Source organism: Geotalea toluenoxydans JCM 15764 (genome assembly GCF_001311985.1).
In the GTDB taxonomy this organism is placed as follows: Bacteria; Desulfobacterota; Desulfuromonadia; order Geobacterales; family Geobacteraceae; genus Geotalea; species Geotalea toluenoxydans.
This window is the reverse complement of the sequence record NZ_BBCJ01000002.1, coordinates 21,132-39,283: the sequence shown is the minus strand read 5'-3', so window position 1 is coordinate 39,283 and position 18,152 is coordinate 21,132. Positions and strand designations below refer to the sequence as shown.

The window sequence follows — 18,152 nt, the reverse complement described above, 5'->3', positions numbered from 1 at the left end:
CATCAGGCAGGCAGGGACAGGTTCCAGTGGGCATCGGCATTCCCAGGTTCCAGTGCCAGGGCCCGGCGATGGCAGGCGATGGCCCGGTCCAGGTCGCCTTTGTCTTTGAAAGCGGCCCCAAGGTTGTTGTGGATCATCGGATTGTCAGGATCGATGGCCAGGGCACGCTCATAGGCGGCAATCGCCTCCGGATACTTTTCCTGGCAGAGAAGGGCATTGCCCAGGGAGTTATGGGTATTGGCCAGTTGCGGATCCAGTGCCAGCACTTTGTCGTAGCAGGCAACCGCCTGTTCCACTTGGCCACGGTCCTGCAAGATATCCCCCATGTTATGCAGGGTGCCGGCATGATCCGGCCTCAGGGCCAGCGCCCGCTCATATTCATCCAGTGCCTGGTCGAAAAGCTGCTGACCCTGCAGAACCAGCCCCAGATTGTAATGGGCTTCGGCAAAATCGGGGTCCGCTTTCAGGGCCTCCCGGTAATATGCTGCAGCCTCTATAGGCCTCTCCAGCTTTTTCAGGGTATTGCCCATGTTGAAGTTGATCACTGCCGAGTCCGGCAGCAGGGAAAGGGCCTTCTGGTAGTAGCCCAGGGCTTGCTGATGATGTTCCTGTGCATCCATGGCGCCTGCCAGGCAATTGTAAATTTCTGCGGAGAATGGGTTCAGAGCACGTGCCTTCAGCAAACGCGCCTCGGCCAGTGCCGGATTGCCGCTGTCGAGAAGTGCCCGACCCTCCCGCAGATAATCGTCTGCGGTCATAGGCTCTCCCAGCGATGCCTGATGCACTCTGACCGCCAATGACTCTCGGCCCTTTCCGGCAATTTTGCAGGCAAGGCCATGAAACTGCTCGGCAGCTCTATCCCAGCGCAAGCGCTGCAAATCTTCTCCGGCACGGATGCTCCTGGCGCGTATTTCGCCCCTGTTGAGCAAAGCAAACCCCAGCTTTTCCACCACCTCCTCCAGGGAGGGTTCAAACCAGATGGCAGAAGGGACCCCGCTGCGGCTGATAAGGAGCGGCTCGTAGCTGGTCAGGGGGAACGCATTTTCTGTGGTAATTATGTCTCCCTGGCCACTGGCGTCCGATGCGACTGCGGTCCTGCCGCAGGCCATGTATTCTGACATGACCATGTTATTCCCCCCCTCGCAGCGGTTGGGGAACAGACCCATGTCAGTGTCCACATAGACATTTTTCATCCGGGCGTTATCCAACAGGGGATGCAGGATGATTCGGTCCATGGGAAGGCCGTTTTCCTGCAGGGTCCTGCGTAAAAGGCCCATGCAGTTCTCTTCAAGGTGGCGATAGCTGATGTAGCGTGAGCCCTGCATGGTGGCCATGGAAAAGGGCCAGTGATTGTACCAGGCGCAGGAGAGCCACAGATCGGGATGCGAGCCATGAGTATCTTCATGGCAGCCATGACAATATCCTGTGATTTACGGCTCTCGAACTTGCCGCCGGAGAAGACGATGAAACGTCCGTCATCGAGCCGTGGTGGAGAAGGGGAGAAATTGGCGGGGTCAATCCCCTGAAGAATGGTGCTGGTATTTCTGATGCCGCCGATGCGCAGATGCTGTTCGCACCAGCTGGAACCGGCAACGATGTGGTCCCACTCAGCTGCAGCCCGCCTGGTATGGCGCAGCACCTCGATGTCGTCCTCGAAAAAGGTGTACCCGATGTTGATCCTGTCCCAGGCCTGGGGGTCCAGAGGCTTGAGATCGACCCCTCCGATACAGTGGAGCGTAACACCATCGACCGGCGGCAGTTTTATTATCTCCCTCGCCAGGTATTCCCCGGCTATTCCCCAGCCATGGCGGAACCGGAAGGCATGGATACTTTCATCGGCTGAACCTCTCAATGATGACTTTTCGCCAGGTAAAAAAGCAACTACCATACCAGCCGGGCTAAATGGCGCTACTGTGCGGATCTGCAAGGCCAGCAAATTCTGTCATAAATTTGACTGGACTGGGGGCGATTGCGCCGCGTTAATCGCTGAGATAATTAAATACCTTGTAGTAAATAATTGCTGCGTTTGGGAAGATGTGCTAACATTTTCAAGCCTATGGACAGAATACCCTCGGGGAACGCCAGCCCATGACTGCAACAACCGTCAAATACGAAGATCATTTCAAACCGGACCAGCAGATAAATGCTGCCGTCCGCCTCATGGACAAGAAACTCCTCGAAAGTAATGCCATTGTCACTACCATCAACGCTGACCTTCTCTCCATCGAGCTGATCGGCGATGGATTACCGGACAGCTCGGAAGTGGAAATCGGTACCGAGTTTTATGTCACCTACTGGACCGGATGGGCCCATTACCGTTGTAACGGCAGGCTTGAAAAAGTCGATTCCGGCAACAAACTCCAGGCAAAGCTGGTTGGCCCGGTAATTGAGCAGCAACGGCGGGATTACTTCAGACTGGATCTGGTCATGCCGGTGGAATACCGGGTATTGAAAAATCAGCCGCCATCAATTGTAGAAGAAGAATGGAATGCTGAGAGAGGACGCTGTTTATCACTGCCGGAGCTGCAGTTGGAACCGTTCGGTGATGGCTTTAAGGTGGTGGAATGGCGGGATGGCGAAGACCTTCTGCCAATGGAAATGAATCTCAGCGGTGGAGGTATTCGTTTGAAGCTGCCCGAGGCGGTGGCTCCGGGGACACTGATGGGAATTGATCTTTTTCTTCCACTTGTCCCTTCGCGGATCATCCGCACCGTGGCAGAGGTTGTGCGCTGCAACGAAATCACCTTGCGCTGGGAAAAGGGAACCCAATACAGGGTCGCCACGCGTTTTATTCACATCAACGAAAGGGAGCGGGAGACCATCATCTCCTTTATATTCAGTGAGCAAAGAAGACTGCTGCAACTAAGCCAGGACCGCATCGTCCCCATCCGCTAAAAAATAAAATCGGCTCTTTTCGCCACCAGCCTAACCGACGAAAACAGCCGCAATGACTCCTCACTCCTCACTCCTCACTCCTCACTCCTCACTCCTCACTCCTCACCAATCACCAATCACCGGTTTAAGGTTCTCCCCTTTCACTCTCCGCCGACAGCAGCACTATATCCACCCGCCTGTTCTTGCTTCTCCCATCGACAGTGGTATTGTCCGCCACCGGCCTGTACTCGCCGAAGCCCGTTGCCGAAATTTTTTCCGGCTCAAACTCATAATACTTGATCAGATACTGGACCAGATTGGTGGCTCTTGCCGTGGACAGTTCCCAGTTGGAGGGAAATGTCCTGGAGTTGATGGGCACATTGTCCGTATGCCCTTCCACTCTGACCGGGTTCGTGTAATTGACCAGGGACTCGGCCACATGAGCAAGGAGACTGTAAGCGCTCTGCTGCACAATGGCGCTCCCCGAGTCAAAAAACCCCGCCTCCTTGAGGCTGACCACCAACCCCCGACGGTTGATCTCAACGCTGACCTTATCCTGGGCGCCCGTTTTCAGCAAATAGGCCTCGATGGCAGCCTTGACCGCCTTGAAATCCTTTTCTTCGGCATGGGACTTGGTTTTGCCACCCTTGCCTGCCTTTTGCTGCTGGACCTGGGGCCGCATGTTGGGAATGATGTTGATGTTGCCTGAATCAATGACCCGGGGCTTTGGAGAGGAAGAACTCTTGCTGTAGCCGAACGACTCCCGCAAGGATTCAATAACCTCTTCCGCCTTCTTCTTGTCGGTCTGGCTCATGGCATACAGGGTGACGAAGACGGCAAAAAGCAGTGTTATGAAGTCTGCATAGGATACAAGCCATCGTTCCAGGTTAGGCTCTTTTTCATGCTTCTTTTTCCGGGCCATCTATTTGCCCTTCTTGGCGCCGGCTCCGCCTTCGGGCAGGTAGGCTCGCAGCTTCTGCTCGATAAAGTGGGGATTCTCACCATTCTGGATGGCGATAAGCCCCTCGATGACCATCTCCTTCTGCAGGATCGCCTCCTTAAGCCGCAGTTTCAGTTTGGTACTGATTGGAATGCAGATGATATTGGCCGTCATAAGGCCGTAAATGGTGGCAACGAAGGCTACCGCGATGCCGGCGCCCAGCTTTGACGAATCGGACAGGTTGTTCATGACGTGGATCAGACCGAGAACAGCGCCAATGATGCCGATGGTGGGAGCAAATCCCCCGGCAGCCTCGAATACGTCGGCGCTTGCCTTTGCATGTTCTTCGAATGAGTTAAGCTCTATCTCCATGGTTTCCCTGAGCTTTTGTGGGTCGATGCCATCCACCACCAGGGAGATGCCCTTTTTCGTGAAAGAGTCCTTGACCGTCTGGGCTTCCTGCTCCAAAGAGATCAAGCCGTTGCGCCGGGCCTTGGCCGCATAATTGATGATGTTCTTGATCACCGCTTCCGGGTCATCCTTGGGCGGAAAGAGAACCTTTTGCGCATCTTTGAGGGCATGAAGGATATTGGCCAGGGGAAAGCTGACAAAGGTTGCGCCGATGGTACCGCCAAGGACGATGACGGCGGCAGTCGGCTGAATAATCGCACTGACATGCCCCCCCTCAAGGATCTGTCCGCCGATTATGGCGCCGAAACCTAGTACCAGACCGATTATAGTTGCTATATCCATTCTTCTAGTCCCGTGTGGAAGCCGCTGTCAGAGAGGACAGATCGGTCGGTAGTTTTCCTTCCGTTGCCGGAGAAGGTACTTTCTTTTCGTGCCCCCGGAGGAGCGGCGCTGGATACTGGCCTTGAAGGTGACGATCCGGTCGATGATCACGGCCACCGGCTCCAGGACCAGGTAACGATTGCCGTTCAGCAGGGCAATATGGGTATCCGGGGTCTCTTCGATAATTTCCATGAGATCCGGATTGAGATATATTTCACTGCCGTCCATTCGCGTCAGTCTGATCATTCACCTGCCCCCATACTGCTCTTTTATATTTGTTTCGGTATATGGAACCAAATCTTTAGCCCGATTTCCATCAAAGATAACTGGAGGCCCTGAGTCCGCGCGAAAAAAAGGCCAAACTCGTGCCGTAAAAGCGCTCGTATGGCCTCTCCACCATTAATATGCATATTTATCTTCTACTTCTAGATGTAGTCAAGCAATGACAGCCGGCTGATCTTGGCCGTTGCCGACAGCGCTGCCTCAAAAGCCGTCTGCTGCTGGGAGAGTTCCGTCGCCGCCTTTGCATAATCAACATTCTGCTTGCTGCTGATGATGTTTTTCAGGGTGTTCTGATTGTTGACGATCATAGTCTTGGCATTGTCCAGCCGCATCATGTTTCCCGCCACCGTGCTCTGGGCAGCTGCAATCTGATCGGCCGCAGCTTCATGTTCTTTACCCCGTCGACGATATCAGCGGCTGAGCTGCTGGTAATTGCTGCAATCAGCTTGTCGATACTGTCGACAATGTCCGCCGGCCTGGTGCCGGCGGTGGCCCCGGAACCGGCCCCCACCGCCGGGGTTCCGCCACGCAAGAGGTCCCCCCCCGTGATATTCATGGCAACGGAGGAGTTCCTGGCGATATCCACCTTCATGGGATCATCGGTACCGGAAAAAACGCCGCTTGCATCAAAAGGCGCCGTGCTGTTGTCGAAGCCGCCGAAGACATACTGGTTGCCGATCTGGGTATTGCCCAGGTCGATCAGCTGGTTTTTCAACTGGGTGAGGTTGGTGGTGGCATTGGCGATCATGTTGGCATCGGTACTGGTGCTGATCATGTTACTGGCAATGGTTTTTACCTGGGCCATTATGGAGGACATTCCGGTCAGCGCCGTATTGGTTATGCCGAGCCAGATGTTGCCCTTCTCGATGTTGCTCAGGTATTGATCCCCCTCGGTGACCCCGTTCTGCATGGCAAGGATCTGTCGGGTGGATATGGGATCATCGCTCGGCCGATTGATAACGGAACCTGAGGCGATCTGTTCCTGCAGCTGGTCCAGCTTGGACCGCCCCTGCTGCAGATTGTACAAGGCATTGTCTGCCGTCATTCCCGGAGTTACGCGCATCGTCAATTCTCCTCTTCCATGTTACCTACCTGACCATCGCCAGTATGGTATCCATCATCTCGCTTCCCGTCGTCACCAACCGTGCCGCTCCCTCAAATGCCCGCTGGTACTTGAGAAGATTGGTCAACTCCTCATCCAGGGAAACACCCGCGTTTGATTCCCGCAAGGTATTCAGCTGCTTCAGGAAAGCCTCCCCCTGCGCCGCCGTATTTCTAGCCTTCTGCACATCGATGCCCACATTGCTGACAAAGGCGTTGAAGAAGTCGGCTACGGTGCTGTTACCGGTGCTGAACGCAAGGAAGAATTTTTGATGTCGGCGATGAGCAGTGCATTGCGGTTGTCACCCGGGCCGACAAACGGAATGGCAGCCGCGGCAATCCTGGTCGGATCGGAGGTTATCGTACCGCTGACGGCAATATCGGCGCTGGAAGTGCCGGTAAAAAAGGCAACACCGGCGCCGCCGGCAAGGTCGGCTCCGGCGGTGTGCTGGGTATTGACCGAGGTAATGATCTTGCCGGCCATTTCATCCAGTTTGGCCAGGTACCCCGGCACTATCTGGTCCCTTACCTGCAATGTTCCGCCGATTTCGCCATAGCCATTGTTGAGGCCGCCGATGGTGGCGGTCACATCGGTGTCGGTGGCTGGTGTGTTGGCAGGCGGCGGGTTGCCCAGGGGGGTGACATAGATATCGTTCCGGGGCGGAGTTCCCCCATCGGGACTAGTATAGACGGTGCTGTACTGGTTGCCGCTCACCAGCACCTGTCCACCGAGGGAAAGCGAGACGGTCAAGGTACCGTTGGACTGTTCGCTGGTGGTTATCCCCATCTTGCCGGCAAGTTCCTGGACAAGGAGGTCCCGCTGATCCTTCATCTCATTGACGTTGCCCCCCATGCCCTGGGTGGTCATGATCTGCTGATTGAGCAAGGCAATATTGCCGAGCTTGTCGCTGATGTCGGCGGTGATGCTGACCAAATCCTGGTCGGCACTGGTGATGACGGCGTTGAGATTGGTGTTCATCTGGTGAAATGTATCCACCAGAATCTGCGAGCGGGCAATTAGAGCCTGACGCTCAGGGGCCCCTTGGGGATTAAGGGAAAGATCCTGCCACGAGCCGAAAAAGCTCTCCACGGCTTTGCCCAGGCCGTCGGTGGAGACTTCGTTGAACAGCGGCTCTACCTGCTGCAGGGCGGTCTGTTTGGCCAGGTTCTGCTGGTAGGTGCTGTTGCCGTTAACCAGCTGCGTCTGCAGCAGGTTGTCGTAAGAGCGTTGCACGGCAACTACCTCTACCCCTCCACCGATTGGAAAACCGGACGCGAGGTTTGCCGGCCCGCTTTCCATAATGACCCGTTGCCGCGAGTAGCCAGGGGTATTGACATTGGCGATGTTCTCGCTGGTCACCTCTATTGCCTGACGCTGGGCGGCGATCCCCCTGGTGGCTATGCTGAAGATGTCATTTATTCCCATTCATATCTCCTTGCACACCAGCCTGGCTCCGCCATTGTTGGTTCTCATTGTCCCGGCTTGGCCGTAGGTGGTGGGATTGTTGAACAGGCTGTTGAAGAAGTTGAGTGACCGATCCACCAGTCCCAGGGAATCCTGAAGAAGATTGCGGTTAATGGCAAGGAGGTTGTCGACGGCCGTGGTCGAGGTGGTAAGATCCGTCTGCAGACCTTGCAGGGCAAGGCGTTCCTGCCCGGCGGTCCGCGCTATGAGCGGTGAAAGGCTGCCATTATTCTCAAGCCCCAACGCTGCACCGGTCTTTGCCAGAAGGTTCCTGCAGTTCCCGTTCAATCGCTCCAGCCTCCCCATGGCACTGTCCACTTCTGACTGATTGGTCTCCAGCCGGGCCATGTCAAGAGCGATTATACAGTTCTGCTCTTCTTCCAGGAGCTGATACATCTCGTCCAGTAGCGCCCCCTTTTCCTGCAGGGCTCTTATCAGTTCATCAATACCAGCGGTCATCCTTAACCTCCAGTTGCATGGTTCTCGATCATCTTTGCCGCAACAAACTCGGCATCGATCCTGTATGCGCCAAAGCCCAGCTGCTGCTTCATCAATGCCACCCGGTCCAGTCTCATCTCCGGCAGGGTGGCGACCGATTTCTTCAGGGCGTCTATTTCCCTGATGGCAGGAGAAATTTCGATGATGTCAATCTGCCTGCCGCTGCCGGTTACTGCATCTGCCGCTGCGGTTCTTCCGTGGTAGAAATCAATGGTGTGAACCTGGCTCTGTTGATCTACTTTCACTGAAAAACCGCCTTTCGTCAGGAAAACCTGTGGACCTTAATCCTTGTCGGGCTTTTTCTTTCCCGCCCCCTCCGCCAACAACTGCTTTTCAATTGTGCGGGCAAGGCCCAAGCTCCCGTTTTCGGCCGCAGCCTTTGCATATTCCTGGTCGAGAAGAGACTGATATGCCTCTTCACCGTGACCACCGCCGGTCAGCTTGTCCTTGCCGACCGTCTCGCGCATTGATTTAAGCATCATGCCGACAAAAAGGCTCTCGAACTCCCTGGCCGCCTTCCTGATGGCCATATTATTCTTTTCGGCAGACTGCTGCCCGAGCTTTAGGGATTGTGTCCCGGTGCTGTCCACAAGCGCTACCGGCAAGGCGGTTGCTTTGATCTCCATGGTCTGTCCTTTTGTCGATAGTCTGTTATTCGACCCCATTAAATGACGGACAATTCGGCATTCAGTGCCCCGGCTGCTTGATCGCCTGCATGATGCCGATCAGGTCACGGGAGGTTACCCCAAGGGCATTGAGGCTCGCACCACATCGCTGATGTTTGTCCCCTGAGGAACAATCGCCAGGCTGCCGCGTTCTTCCTTTACCTTAACCGAGGTCCGCGGCACGACCTTGGTTTCGCCTGCCCCTAGCGGTGCGGGCTGAGACACTTTCGGTGTCTCCTTCACATAGAGGGTCAGGTTGCCATGGGAAACTGCCACCGCGGAAATACGCACGTTTTCGCCGATAACGATAGTGCCGGTACGCTCATTGAGCACCACCTTCGCCATCACGTCCGGGGTCACCTCAAGCCGTTCCAGCTCAGCCACGAATTCCACCGGTCTGCCGATAAACCCATCGGGCATTGCCAGCTGCACCGATCCCGGATCGGTCAGTGAAGCAACCTGTGCCTTGAATTTACCATTGACGACCGCAGCAATTCTGGAGGCTGTGGTGAAATCAGGCTGGTGCAGGTTAAGGCGCAGCACATTGCGCCCGGCCAGTACGTTGGGCAGTTCCCTTTCCACCAGGGCGCCAGCCGGTACACGTCCGGCTGTCGGGTGATTTTTCTGCACGGAAGCGGCCTGGCCGCCGTAGGAAAAGGAGTTGGTAAGGACCGCCCCCTGGGCAACAGCGTAGATCTGGCTGTCGCCACCTTTGAGGGGGGTCAAGAGCAGAGTCCCTCCAGCCAGGCTCTTGGCATCCCCCACCGATGAGACGAGGACATCGAGGGTATTGCCCTGCTTGGCGAAGGGGGGCAGAGAAGCGGTTACCATAACCGCCGCCACATTCTTCACGGTAATGTCGGCTCGGTTGATGGTGATCCCCATTCGCTCCAGGGTATTGACCAGGGACTGAACGGGAAACTTGGTCTGGTCGCTGTCACCGCTGCCGTTCAGTCCGACCACGAGGCCGTACCCCAGCAACTGGTTGTCACGCACCCCGTCGAATGCGGCAATGTCCTTGATCCGTACTGCCAGTGCCAGTTGCGGCAACAAAAGCAGCAACATCAATATCGTACAGATTCTCCCGGTCATTTTCGTCTCTATTCCTCTTTTGCTGCAGCAACGCCGCAGCCCTCGGCCAAAGTTTTCAAAGCTAAAACGGCCAGATGACGTCCAGTATCCCCATCAGCCAGCCCGGCCGCTGCCGATCGCTGATGACCCCTTTGCCGCTGTAGTTGATACGGGCATCGGCAATGTAAATGGAATTGACAACATTGTCCGGGCTGATGTCACGGGTGCGAACGGTGCCGGTGAGAACGATGATCTGATCCTCATTGTTCACCTTGACATTACGCTTCCCCTCAATGAGCAGGTTGCCATTGCCGATGACATCGATGACCTTGGCGGTGATGGTGGCGCGCAAGTTCTCTTCGCGGGTTGTTTTGCCGCTGCCGTCATATTTGGAGTCATAGCTGGCGTTCAGGAGATTGTTCAGGTCCATCCAGTTACTGATGCCGGTGACATTGGTCTCCAGCCCCATCAAATTTGGAATACCTGCGGAAATTGTGCTGCCGCGGCTGGTTCCGGTAGTGGCCTGTTTACTGGCGCTCGCCTGTTCCGTAATGACCACGGTGAGAGTATCCCCTCTCCTGCGCGCCTTGAGATCCTCGGTAATGCCGGTGGAAGAATCCTGCCAGATCGACCCGCTGGCATAGGTAGGCTTTGCCTGCTGCATCTGTTCGTCGAAGGTGGGAGTCCTGATTTCCGAACTCTGGAAGGAACAGGCTGGCAGCAGTAACAGTCCCACAAGCATCAGGTATTTTGCCGGCGTGCTTTGAATATTCATGGTCAAAAATCCACCTTCACCGTTTCAGCATCGATAACCCGTGCCGGAAGTTCTTTTTGGGAAGCAAGATTCCTCACCATTACCGTATCTCCTTCCGCCCCCGAGTTCCTAGCCTTGCCGGCGGCCGTTATGCGTAACGATTCGTTTTCCGCCACGATGGTAACCAGTTGGCCGCTTTTAATCAGCGGTACTCTTTCCAGAAAATCAGGTCTGATGGGATTGTTGCCGCGAATGGCGGTGCGTACCCTTTTCCCAACAACTTCGTCCACATCACGGACAAAACGGCCCTGCAGCCGGGAAAGCCCCCGTTTCTGCACCGCAACATCTGCCGCACCGATGACTTCACCACGCTCAAGGGGACGGACCGCCACCACCATCTCGGCCATGGCCTCCACCTCCACCTTGACCGGCACATTGCGCTCGACCCGCCCGTCAACCCGGATGATGAGGGCAAGATTGGCGCTGCCCCACCCTTCCCAGCGGTCTGGCGCCACCACTTCATAACTCAGGTCGCCGGCAGAAAGGGACAGATCGCCGCTATAGACAATCTTTTTGATGTTGATCTCCAGTCCCAGATTGTCGCACTTCTGCTGCAGGTAGTCGATAACCACCTGGCGGACCACCGCCTCCTTCACCGTCTGGCTTGCGGCCAGGGCAGGGATAATGCCGAAGATAAGAAGCAGCAGGGCTGTCAGTAAGGCACGTTTCATTATCGGTACTCCTCCCCCTCCCTTTATGTACCATAAGGCATAAAGGAGGGGGTCGGGGGGAGGGATTCTTTACCGCTTCAGATTGTTAGCTGTCTGCAACATCTCATCCGCCGCCTGAACCGCCTTGGAGTTGATCTCGTACGCCCTCTGGCCGACGATCATGTTGACCATCTCCTCGGCGACGCTGACGTTGCTCATTTCCAGGTAGCCCTGGCTGAGTGTGCCGATGCCGTTCTGCCCGGAAGTGCCGGTGGTTGCCGCCCCCGATGATTCGGTCTCCTTGAAGAGGTTATGCCCCTGGCTGGAGAGTCCGGCCGGGTTGGAAAAGGTGGCCAGCTGGATGGTGCCGACGCTGGTCGGTGAGGTCTGTCCCGACTGGATGACCGAGACAGTACCATCGTTACCGATGGTAATGCTCGTGGTATTGTTGGGGATGACCACCTCAGGCAGAAGCGGGTATCCCTCGGAAGTGACCACACGCCCCTGGCTGTCCTTTTTGAAAGCGCCGGCCCTGGTATATTCGGTGGAGCCATCGGGCATCTGTATCTGGAAAAATCCATCTCCCTCGATGGCTACATCCAGCTCGTTGCCGGTCTGGGTGACGTTGCCGGTGGTGAATATCTTGGTGACTGCTGCCGGCTTTGAGCCAAGGCAACCTGGATGCCGGTGGGGATCTGGGTGGCATTGTTGATGGGGCGCCACTGGTTTTCATGCTCTGGTACATGAGGTCATGGAAATCGGCACGGCTCTTCTTGAAGCCGGTGGTGTTGACGTTGGCCAGGTTGTTGGCAACCACGTCGATATTCAATTGCTGAGCCTGCATCCCTGATGCTGCCGTCCATAATGCCCTGATCATTGATAACCTCCTTAAAATCTGTTCTATGTTTTCTATGTTCTATGTTCTGTGTTCTGTGTTCTGTGTTCTGTGTTCTATGTTCTGTGTTCTAGTTCTGGGTTCTGGGTTTTAACCTAGAACCTCGAACATAGAACGTAGAACAGCCTTAAACCCTTCCCAGGTCATTGGCTGCCTTTCCCGTAATGTCATCGTAGCTTCTCACAACTTTCTGGCAGGATTCGAAGTAGCGAGTCGTTTCTATCATCCGGACCATCTCGGCAACCACGTTGACATTGGATCCCTCCAGGGTCCCCTGCTGCACGGTGGTCGTCGTTACGTTCACCGGCGTTTCCTGGGGATTGGCCGGGATAAAGAGACCTTCGCCCAATTTCTGCAAAGCATACGGCTTCTGGAAATCGACGATGTCCAGGGTCCCGGCAGGTGTCCCATCCACGAGAATTGCGCCCCTGGCATCGATGTCCACGCGGCCGCCGTTGATGGTGATCGGCCCCCCACCCTGCACCTCGTAACCTTCGCTGGTCACCAGTCGCCCTGCGGAGTCCATCCGGAAGTTGCCCTGCCTGGTGTAGGCCCTCCCCTGGGGCGTATTGACGACAAAGAAACCGTCCCCGTCCAGGGCCACATCCAGGGTGTTGCCGGTCTGCTTGAGCGGTCCGGGCGAGTAGTCGGTAAAAAATATTTCGCTGCTGAATACCGGCGAGTCATTGGGGCCGGCTGCCGCTTGCGACTGGCTCTTCGATGAAGCGAGAACACTCTCGAATTGCAGGCGATCGCCCTTGAAACCGGCGGTATTGGCGTTAGCCAGATTGTTGCTGATCACATCCAGCCTGCGCATGGCCGCCAGGTTGCCTGAGAGTGCCGCATAAAGACCGCTGTTCATTTAATGCTCCTTTTGTAGAAGGCTTGTGACCGCCAAATCCTTTTCAAAACCTGTCATGGCCGATGAAGCTTCATCCTGCCCCGCAAACGGAGCAATGCCTGGCTGTGCAGCTGCGAAATCCGCGACTCTGTCAAATGGAGCACGGCGCCGATCTCCTTCAGGTTCATCTCTTCGTAATAGTAAAGGGTAATGACGATCCGCTCCTTTTCAGGGAGGTTATCGATGGCTTCGGCCAGATTTTCCACCGTCTGTCTGGCTATTAGCTGGTTCTGCGGGCTCTCGATCCCCTTATCCTCCAGTACGTCCAGGAGTCCCAGCGGGCTGCCGTCTTCATCCATCCAGGCATCATCGAGGCTGACAAAGGAAAGGAAATGGATCTCTTCCAGAAGATGAAAGTAGTCCTCAAGATCCAGTCCCATGGCCGCAGCGACCTCATCGCTGGAGGGGTTTCTCCCCAGACGCTGCTCCAGGGCGGAAAACTCACGCTCCAGGCGTTTGAACTTATCCCGCAGGGAGCGGGTCAGCCAATCCTGGGAGCGAAGCTCGTCCATGATTGTGCCCCTGATGCGCTGCTCGGCAAAGGTCTTGAACATGACCCCCCGAGTCGGATCAAAACGTTCTGCAGCGGAAATAAGTCCAATGACGGCTGCACTCCTCAAGTCATCCCGGTCCAGGTGCGGGGGAAGAGCGGAAGCAATCCTGTCCACCAGGAATTTCACCAGGGCAGGTGGGAAACCACCAGTTCGTCCCTGTCGGGGATAGCAGTACGTTGAGCCTCTTGTTCGTAAGCCTTGAGAAGACAGTTCATATACACTCCAATCCTGCGGTGCTGGGGAAATTTTTCCGGGACAAGAACTGGATATTCCCCTTCAGCCGGTTGTCGCAGCCGCTTGCCATTATCCTTCTCGCCAGTGCAGTGTAACAACGGGAGGCCTTGCCATTAGGGTACAGCTGGCAAACCGGTTTTTGCCTTCTTACCGCCTCACCCACCAGGTCATCCCGCAATATGCAACCCATAAAATCCATGGATACATCGAGAAAACGGTCCGCTACATTATAAAGCTTGTCGTAGACCCCCACCGCGTCCTTCTGGTCCCTGGCCATATTCACCAGCACCTTGAAATGCCGTTCACCGTAACGGGTCGACAACAGTTTGATCAGTGCATAAACATCGGTTATGGAGGTGGGTTCAGGAGTGACAACGACCAGGATCTCCCGGGCCGCCACGTTGAAATAGGTGACGTTTTCCGAAATCCCCGCCTCGGTGTCGATGATAAAGACATCGAAATCCTCTTCCAGCCGGTCCAGCTCATCAAGGAGTTTGAGCCGCTCCGGCGTACCGAGACTGGTATATTCCTGCACTCCCAGTCCGGCAGGCACCACTTTTATCCCCCCCGCTGCACTGATAATGATCTCGTTCAGGCTCTTTTCGCCGGACAGGACATGATTCATGGTGAATACAGGGCGCAGGCCGAGAAGGATATCGATGTTTCCCACCCCCAGATCGGCATCAATCACCAGCACTTTTTTCCCCTGGTTTGCCAGAGACACCGCCAGATTAACCACCACATTGCTCTTGCCGACGCCCCCTTTACCGCTGGTTACCGATATCACGCGGATATCCTGGCGGCTGCTGATCCTTCCTGCATAAAGGTTCACATCGCGCCGGGTAACATTAACGGTGCCGGCCAGCTGCCGCAGGGTGTCAGCCTGATCGCTGCTCATTTCTCCGTCTCCCTCAGCACCAGGTTGGCTAGTTTTCGCGCCGTCGCCACTTCGATGTCCTCAGGCACCTTCTGTCCGGTGGTGAAATAGGAAAGGGGGAACCTGTTACGCACCTGGGCGTTGACAATACAGCCGTAACTTTCGCTCTCATCAAGCTTGGTGAAGAGCAGTCTGGTAATGGGAAGCAGGCTGTATTGGGCGACGATTTCATTCATCTCCCGGTCCCGGGTGGTGGCGGAAATACAGAGATAGGTCTCGATGCCGGGACAGGATTCCAGGTAGACCTTCAGTTCCTCCAGCTTTTCCCGGTCTTTGGGACTTCTGCCGGCCGTATCGATGAGGATCAGGTCCTTGTCCGCATGTTTCGCCAAAACAGCCTCAAGCTCCTTGGCAGTGGCGGCCACTTCCAGCGGCACATCCATTATTTTGGAATAGGTCTTCAGCTGCTCAACGGCGCCGACCCTGAAATTGTCGGTGGTGACCATGGCGACACGCGCCCCGCGGTTCAGGGCGTACATGGCGGCCAGCTTGGCTATGGTGGTGGTCTTGCCGACCCCGGTGGGGCCTACAGTGGCCATGATGCGCGGGCCGGTCTTTCTGAGACGCAAGGGGCCGGAACATTTGATGATCCCGGCAAAGGCATCAACAAGCCGCTCCCTCAGCGCCTCCAACTCTTCACCCAGTTCGGCTGCAGGCCTGATCAGCTCAAGCAGGGCATGAATACTGTCGGTACCGACCTCTTCCGAGCGCAGCTCATTGGCCAAAAGCTCCAGCGCTTCATCAGATAGTTCGCAGTCGTCAGCCAAATTTTTGACACACACCTTATCCTCGGTACTGACCACCGGGAACGATACCGGCTTCGACCTTTCTCCTCCTTGGCTGCAACCGCATTGAGCAGCAGTTTCTTTATCTCTTCCATATCCTCCCTGGCAAAAATCCGGGGAGCATTCCCCTCCTTTTGCGGTTGAAATGGCTTGATCTCGTCTTCAGACTTTTCCGCTGCCGTCGGGGGAAGGGCCTCCTTTTTTTCGGCATCCTTCTTTTCGGCATCCTTCTTTGCCAGCACTTCAACCCGCTCCCTCAGCTCCCGCAGTTCCCGAGCCAGAGGCGCCAGCATGGAATTCTGGAACTCTTCCCTGGTGCTCAGTTCACGCTCAGGTTTTTCCTGGTAATGAACAGGGCGTTGGACTTTTTTCTGTTCCAGAGCTGCCGTTACTTCGAAGTAAGGTTTGGAGAAAAAGCCGAGAATTCCCCTGCGCCGCTCCTGTTTCGAAGAGAGGATCATTGCATCCAGCCCCATTTCGGCCTTGACCATCTTCAAGGCCTCCGACATATCTACCGCCTGAAATGTTTTAACTAGCATCGAGACTCACCATCCCTATCGATTGGATTTTTATGCTGGGCGGGATTTCATTATGGGAGATCACCGCAAGATTCGGCATGTAACGGTCGGTCAGTTTCTTCATATGCCTTCTGACGCTAGGGGAGGCAATCACCACCGGCGCCGTCCCGGTCTGGTCGAATTTCTCAGCCGCCTTGCGTATCGCGGCCAGAATTTTCTGGGCGGTGGCCGGTTCGATGGCCAGATAGCTCCCCTGCTCGGATATCTGTACCGCATCGGCGATGGATTCCTCCACCTCCCGATCGAGGGTGAGAACCCAGAGGGTATCATCCTCCCTCTTGTACTGTTCGACAATGTAGCGGCCGAGGCTCTGGCGGACAAACTCGGTCAGGGTTTCCGGGTCCTTGGTTACCCCGCCGTAGTCGGCAAGGGTTTCCAGAATCGAGCGCAAGTCGCGGATGGAGACGTTTTCACGAAGCAGGTTCTTGACGACCCGCAAAACCGTACCCAGACTCAGCAGCGAGGGAACCAGCTCTTCCACCACCTTGGGCAGCGTCGAAGACAGGCTGTCCAGAAGCTGCTGCAGCTCCTGTCGGCCCACCAGCTCATGGGCGTGTTTCTTGATGATCTCGCTGACGTGGGTAGCCAGTATGGTCGTGTTGTCAACCACGGTATAACCATAAACCTGGGCCTGTTCCCGATCTTTACCCTTGATCCAGATGGCGGGGAGGCCGAAAACCGGTTCAGTGGTGCGTGTGCCTTCAAGGTTACCCGAGGCGCTACCGGCGTCCATGGCCAGATATTGTCCGTTCAGCTCGCCGCCGCTCACCTTGGCGCCGTTGATCATAATGTTGTATTCGTAGGGCTTCAACTGCAGGTTGTCGTGGATATGGATGGGGGGGACAATGAAACCCATCCGCTGGGCATACTGTTTGCGGATGGAGCGAATCCTGTCCAGGAGCTCTCCGTTCTGGGCCGCATCCACCATCGGCACCAGTCCGTACCCCACTTCAAGCTCCAGCATATCCAGCGGACGAATGGAGCTGATCTGATCGGCGTCCTCCGGCTCCAGGGCGCCCGCTGCCGCCATCTCCTCCTGTTGCACCTCTTTTTTCTCAACCGCCAACCGCCCGGCCATGAAGGCTGCCCCGGAAATGAGCAGGAACGGGAAGTGCGGCAGGCCGGGGATCAGTGCAAAGACAAACATGACGCCGGAGGCAATGTAAAAAGCCTTGGGATAGTTCAGAAGCTGGCCGGAGATTTCATGGCCGAAGTTCTTTTCGTCTGCGGAGCGGGTAACGATGATGCCGGCGGCGGTGGATATGATCAGTGCCGGTATTTGAGCAACCAGTCCCTCCCCCACCGTCAGCAGTGTATAATTGGACAGGGCTGCGGCCAGTTCCATCCCCTGCTGCCAGACGCCGATGACGAAGCCACCGATGATGTTGATGAGCATGATGAGGATGCCGGCAACGGCATCACCCCTGACGAACTTGCTGGCGCCGTCCATGGAGCCGTAGAAGTCCGCCTCACGGGAAATTTTGGACCGGCGGGCTTTGGCTTCCTTGTCGGTGATGAGGCCGTTGGACAGATCGGCATCGATGGCCATCTGCTTGCCCGGCATGGCATCGAGGGTGAAGCGGGCGGCGACCTCCGCCACCCGTCCGGCGCCTTTGGTTATGACGACAAAATTGATGACAACGAGAATAAGGAAGATTACGGCGCCGACCACATAGTTGCCGCCGACAACAAAAAGGCCGAAAGCCTTGATGACAGCACCGGCAGCCTCGGCCCCTTCACTGCCATGGAGCAGGATCAGGCGGGTGGAAGCGATGTTCAGGGCCAGGCGGAATAATGTGGTTATCAGGAGGATGGAGGGGAAGATGGAGAAGTCCAGGGCCTGGATGGTGTAGAGGCTGACCAGCAGGATTACCAGGGCAATGGTGATATTGGCCGCAAGAAAGACATCAAGAACGAAGGCAGGCAGAGGGATGATCATCAGGGAAAGGATGCCGATGAGCGCAACCGCCATATAAATGTCGGAGTTTTTCCGGTAAGGCTGTATGTCGATTGCTTCTGCTGCCGGCGCCATATTTGAAATTCCTCTGAAAAATCATGGGCTTTTCAACTGCGCAGTCATTTGTGCAACCGTTGTGCCATCCGGAGAAAATGCCTG

General features: G+C 55.9%; 20 protein-coding genes and 3 pseudogenes. 1 reads left to right on the top strand and 22 read right to left on the bottom strand.

Features of this window, described 5'->3' with window-relative positions:
* Positions 1 to 2: 2 nt before the first annotated feature.
* Positions 3 to 1,277 carry a tetratricopeptide repeat protein gene (locus tag JCM15764_RS21120; RefSeq protein ID WP_243688131.1) on the bottom strand — a complete coding sequence of 425 codons (1,275 nt, stop codon included), beginning with the start codon at positions 1,275 to 1,277 and terminating at the stop codon, positions 3 to 5.
* Positions 1,190 to 1,852 carry a glycosyltransferase family protein gene (locus JCM15764_RS21115; protein ID WP_243688130.1) on the bottom strand — a complete coding sequence of 221 codons (663 nt, stop codon included), beginning with the start codon at positions 1,850 to 1,852 and terminating at the stop codon, positions 1,190 to 1,192. The genes JCM15764_RS21120 and JCM15764_RS21115 overlap by 88 nt, the downstream gene beginning before the upstream one ends.
* Before the next feature lie 236 nt (positions 1,853 to 2,088).
* Here JCM15764_RS21115 and JCM15764_RS01360 point away from each other — a divergent pair, with 236 nt between their 5' ends.
* Positions 2,089 to 2,895 (top strand): PilZ-like domain-containing protein, encoded by an 807-nt coding sequence (locus tag JCM15764_RS01360; protein ID WP_054691779.1) that lies wholly within the window; start codon positions 2,089 to 2,091, stop codon positions 2,893 to 2,895.
* A gap of 124 nt (positions 2,896 to 3,019) precedes the next feature.
* Here JCM15764_RS01360 and JCM15764_RS01355 read toward each other — a convergent pair whose 3' ends face one another.
* The 20 genes and pseudogenes from JCM15764_RS01355 to flhA all read right to left on the bottom strand — a co-directional run bounded on the left by JCM15764_RS01355 (position 3,020) and on the right by flhA (position 18,068).
* Positions 3,020 to 3,796, bottom strand: coding sequence for a flagellar motor protein MotB (locus JCM15764_RS01355; RefSeq protein ID WP_054691777.1), 777 nt, complete (start codon positions 3,794 to 3,796; stop codon positions 3,020 to 3,022).
* Entirely contained in the window at positions 3,797 to 4,567 is a 771-nt protein-coding gene (locus tag JCM15764_RS01350; protein ID WP_054691775.1) for a flagellar motor protein, read from the bottom strand.
* Between the two features lie 27 nt (positions 4,568 to 4,594).
* A complete protein-coding gene (locus JCM15764_RS01345; protein ID WP_054691774.1) occupies positions 4,595 to 4,852 on the bottom strand; it encodes a flagellar FlbD family protein in 258 nt (85 codons plus the stop codon).
* Between the two features lie 179 nt (positions 4,853 to 5,031).
* Entirely contained in the window at positions 5,032 to 5,223 is a 192-nt protein-coding gene (locus JCM15764_RS21110; RefSeq protein ID WP_243688129.1) for a flagellin, read from the bottom strand.
* Complete coding sequence (gene flgL, locus JCM15764_RS01340) at positions 5,220 to 5,951, bottom strand: flagellar hook-associated protein FlgL (RefSeq protein ID WP_243688128.1); 732 nt, start codon at positions 5,949 to 5,951, stop codon at positions 5,220 to 5,222. Before flgL ends, JCM15764_RS21110 begins: the two co-directional genes overlap by 4 nt.
* 25 nt (positions 5,952 to 5,976) lie before the next feature.
* A complete protein-coding gene (locus JCM15764_RS21105) occupies positions 5,977 to 6,177 on the bottom strand; it encodes a flagellar basal body rod C-terminal domain-containing protein (RefSeq protein ID WP_243688127.1) in 201 nt (66 codons plus the stop codon).
* Positions 6,178 to 6,218: 41 nt separating this feature from the next.
* On the bottom strand, positions 6,219 to 7,415 hold the full coding sequence (flgK, locus tag JCM15764_RS01335; protein WP_243688126.1) for a flagellar hook-associated protein FlgK: 1,197 nt from the start codon (positions 7,413 to 7,415) through the stop codon (positions 6,219 to 6,221).
* On the bottom strand, positions 7,416 to 7,913 hold the full coding sequence (locus JCM15764_RS01330; RefSeq protein WP_054691772.1) for a flagellar protein FlgN: 498 nt from the start codon (positions 7,911 to 7,913) through the stop codon (positions 7,416 to 7,418).
* Between the two features lie 2 nt (positions 7,914 to 7,915).
* Positions 7,916 to 8,197 carry a flagellar biosynthesis anti-sigma factor FlgM gene (flgM, locus tag JCM15764_RS01325; RefSeq protein ID WP_054691770.1) on the bottom strand — a complete coding sequence of 94 codons (282 nt, stop codon included), beginning with the start codon at positions 8,195 to 8,197 and terminating at the stop codon, positions 7,916 to 7,918.
* 36 nt (positions 8,198 to 8,233) lie between these two features.
* A complete protein-coding gene (locus tag JCM15764_RS01320; protein ID WP_243688125.1) occupies positions 8,234 to 8,578 on the bottom strand; it encodes a rod-binding protein in 345 nt (114 codons plus the stop codon).
* 38 nt (positions 8,579 to 8,616) lie between these two features.
* Positions 8,617 to 9,709: pseudogene (locus JCM15764_RS01315) on the bottom strand (flagellar basal body P-ring protein FlgI).
* A 61-nt stretch (positions 9,710 to 9,770) separates the two neighbouring features.
* Complete coding sequence (locus tag JCM15764_RS01310) at positions 9,771 to 10,430, bottom strand: flagellar basal body L-ring protein FlgH (RefSeq protein WP_054692118.1); 660 nt, start codon at positions 10,428 to 10,430, stop codon at positions 9,771 to 9,773.
* A gap of 35 nt (positions 10,431 to 10,465) precedes the next feature.
* On the bottom strand, positions 10,466 to 11,173 hold the full coding sequence (gene flgA / locus JCM15764_RS01305; RefSeq protein ID WP_054691768.1) for a flagellar basal body P-ring formation chaperone FlgA: 708 nt from the start codon (positions 11,171 to 11,173) through the stop codon (positions 10,466 to 10,468).
* 69 nt (positions 11,174 to 11,242) lie between these two features.
* Positions 11,243 to 12,029: pseudogene (flgG, locus tag JCM15764_RS01300) on the bottom strand (flagellar basal-body rod protein FlgG).
* Positions 12,030 to 12,174: 145 nt separating this feature from the next.
* The gene (gene flgF / locus JCM15764_RS01295; protein WP_054691766.1) at positions 12,175 to 12,909 is read right to left on the bottom strand and encodes a flagellar basal-body rod protein FlgF; all 735 of its coding nucleotides are present in this window, start codon (positions 12,907 to 12,909) and stop codon (positions 12,175 to 12,177) included.
* 53 nt (positions 12,910 to 12,962) lie between these two features.
* Positions 12,963 to 13,717 (bottom strand): annotated as a pseudogene (locus JCM15764_RS01290) (FliA/WhiG family RNA polymerase sigma factor).
* Positions 13,714 to 14,634 (bottom strand): MinD/ParA family protein, encoded by a 921-nt coding sequence (locus tag JCM15764_RS01285; protein ID WP_054691764.1) that lies wholly within the window; start codon positions 14,632 to 14,634, stop codon positions 13,714 to 13,716. Before JCM15764_RS01285 ends, JCM15764_RS01290 begins: the two are co-directional and overlap by 4 nt.
* Positions 14,631 to 15,398 carry a flagellar biosynthesis protein FlhF gene (locus JCM15764_RS27630; RefSeq protein WP_369412216.1) on the bottom strand — a complete coding sequence of 256 codons (768 nt, stop codon included), beginning with the start codon at positions 15,396 to 15,398 and terminating at the stop codon, positions 14,631 to 14,633. The genes JCM15764_RS01285 and JCM15764_RS27630 overlap by 4 nt, the downstream gene beginning before the upstream one ends.
* Positions 15,335 to 15,967 carry a flagellar biosynthesis protein FlhF gene (locus tag JCM15764_RS27625; RefSeq protein ID WP_369412215.1) on the bottom strand — a complete coding sequence of 211 codons (633 nt, stop codon included), beginning with the start codon at positions 15,965 to 15,967 and terminating at the stop codon, positions 15,335 to 15,337. Before JCM15764_RS27625 ends, JCM15764_RS27630 begins: the two co-directional genes overlap by 64 nt.
* A gap of 19 nt (positions 15,968 to 15,986) precedes the next feature.
* On the bottom strand, positions 15,987 to 18,068 hold the full coding sequence (flhA, locus tag JCM15764_RS01275; protein WP_054691762.1) for a flagellar biosynthesis protein FlhA: 2,082 nt from the start codon (positions 18,066 to 18,068) through the stop codon (positions 15,987 to 15,989).
* Positions 18,069 to 18,152 lie beyond the last annotated feature (84 nt).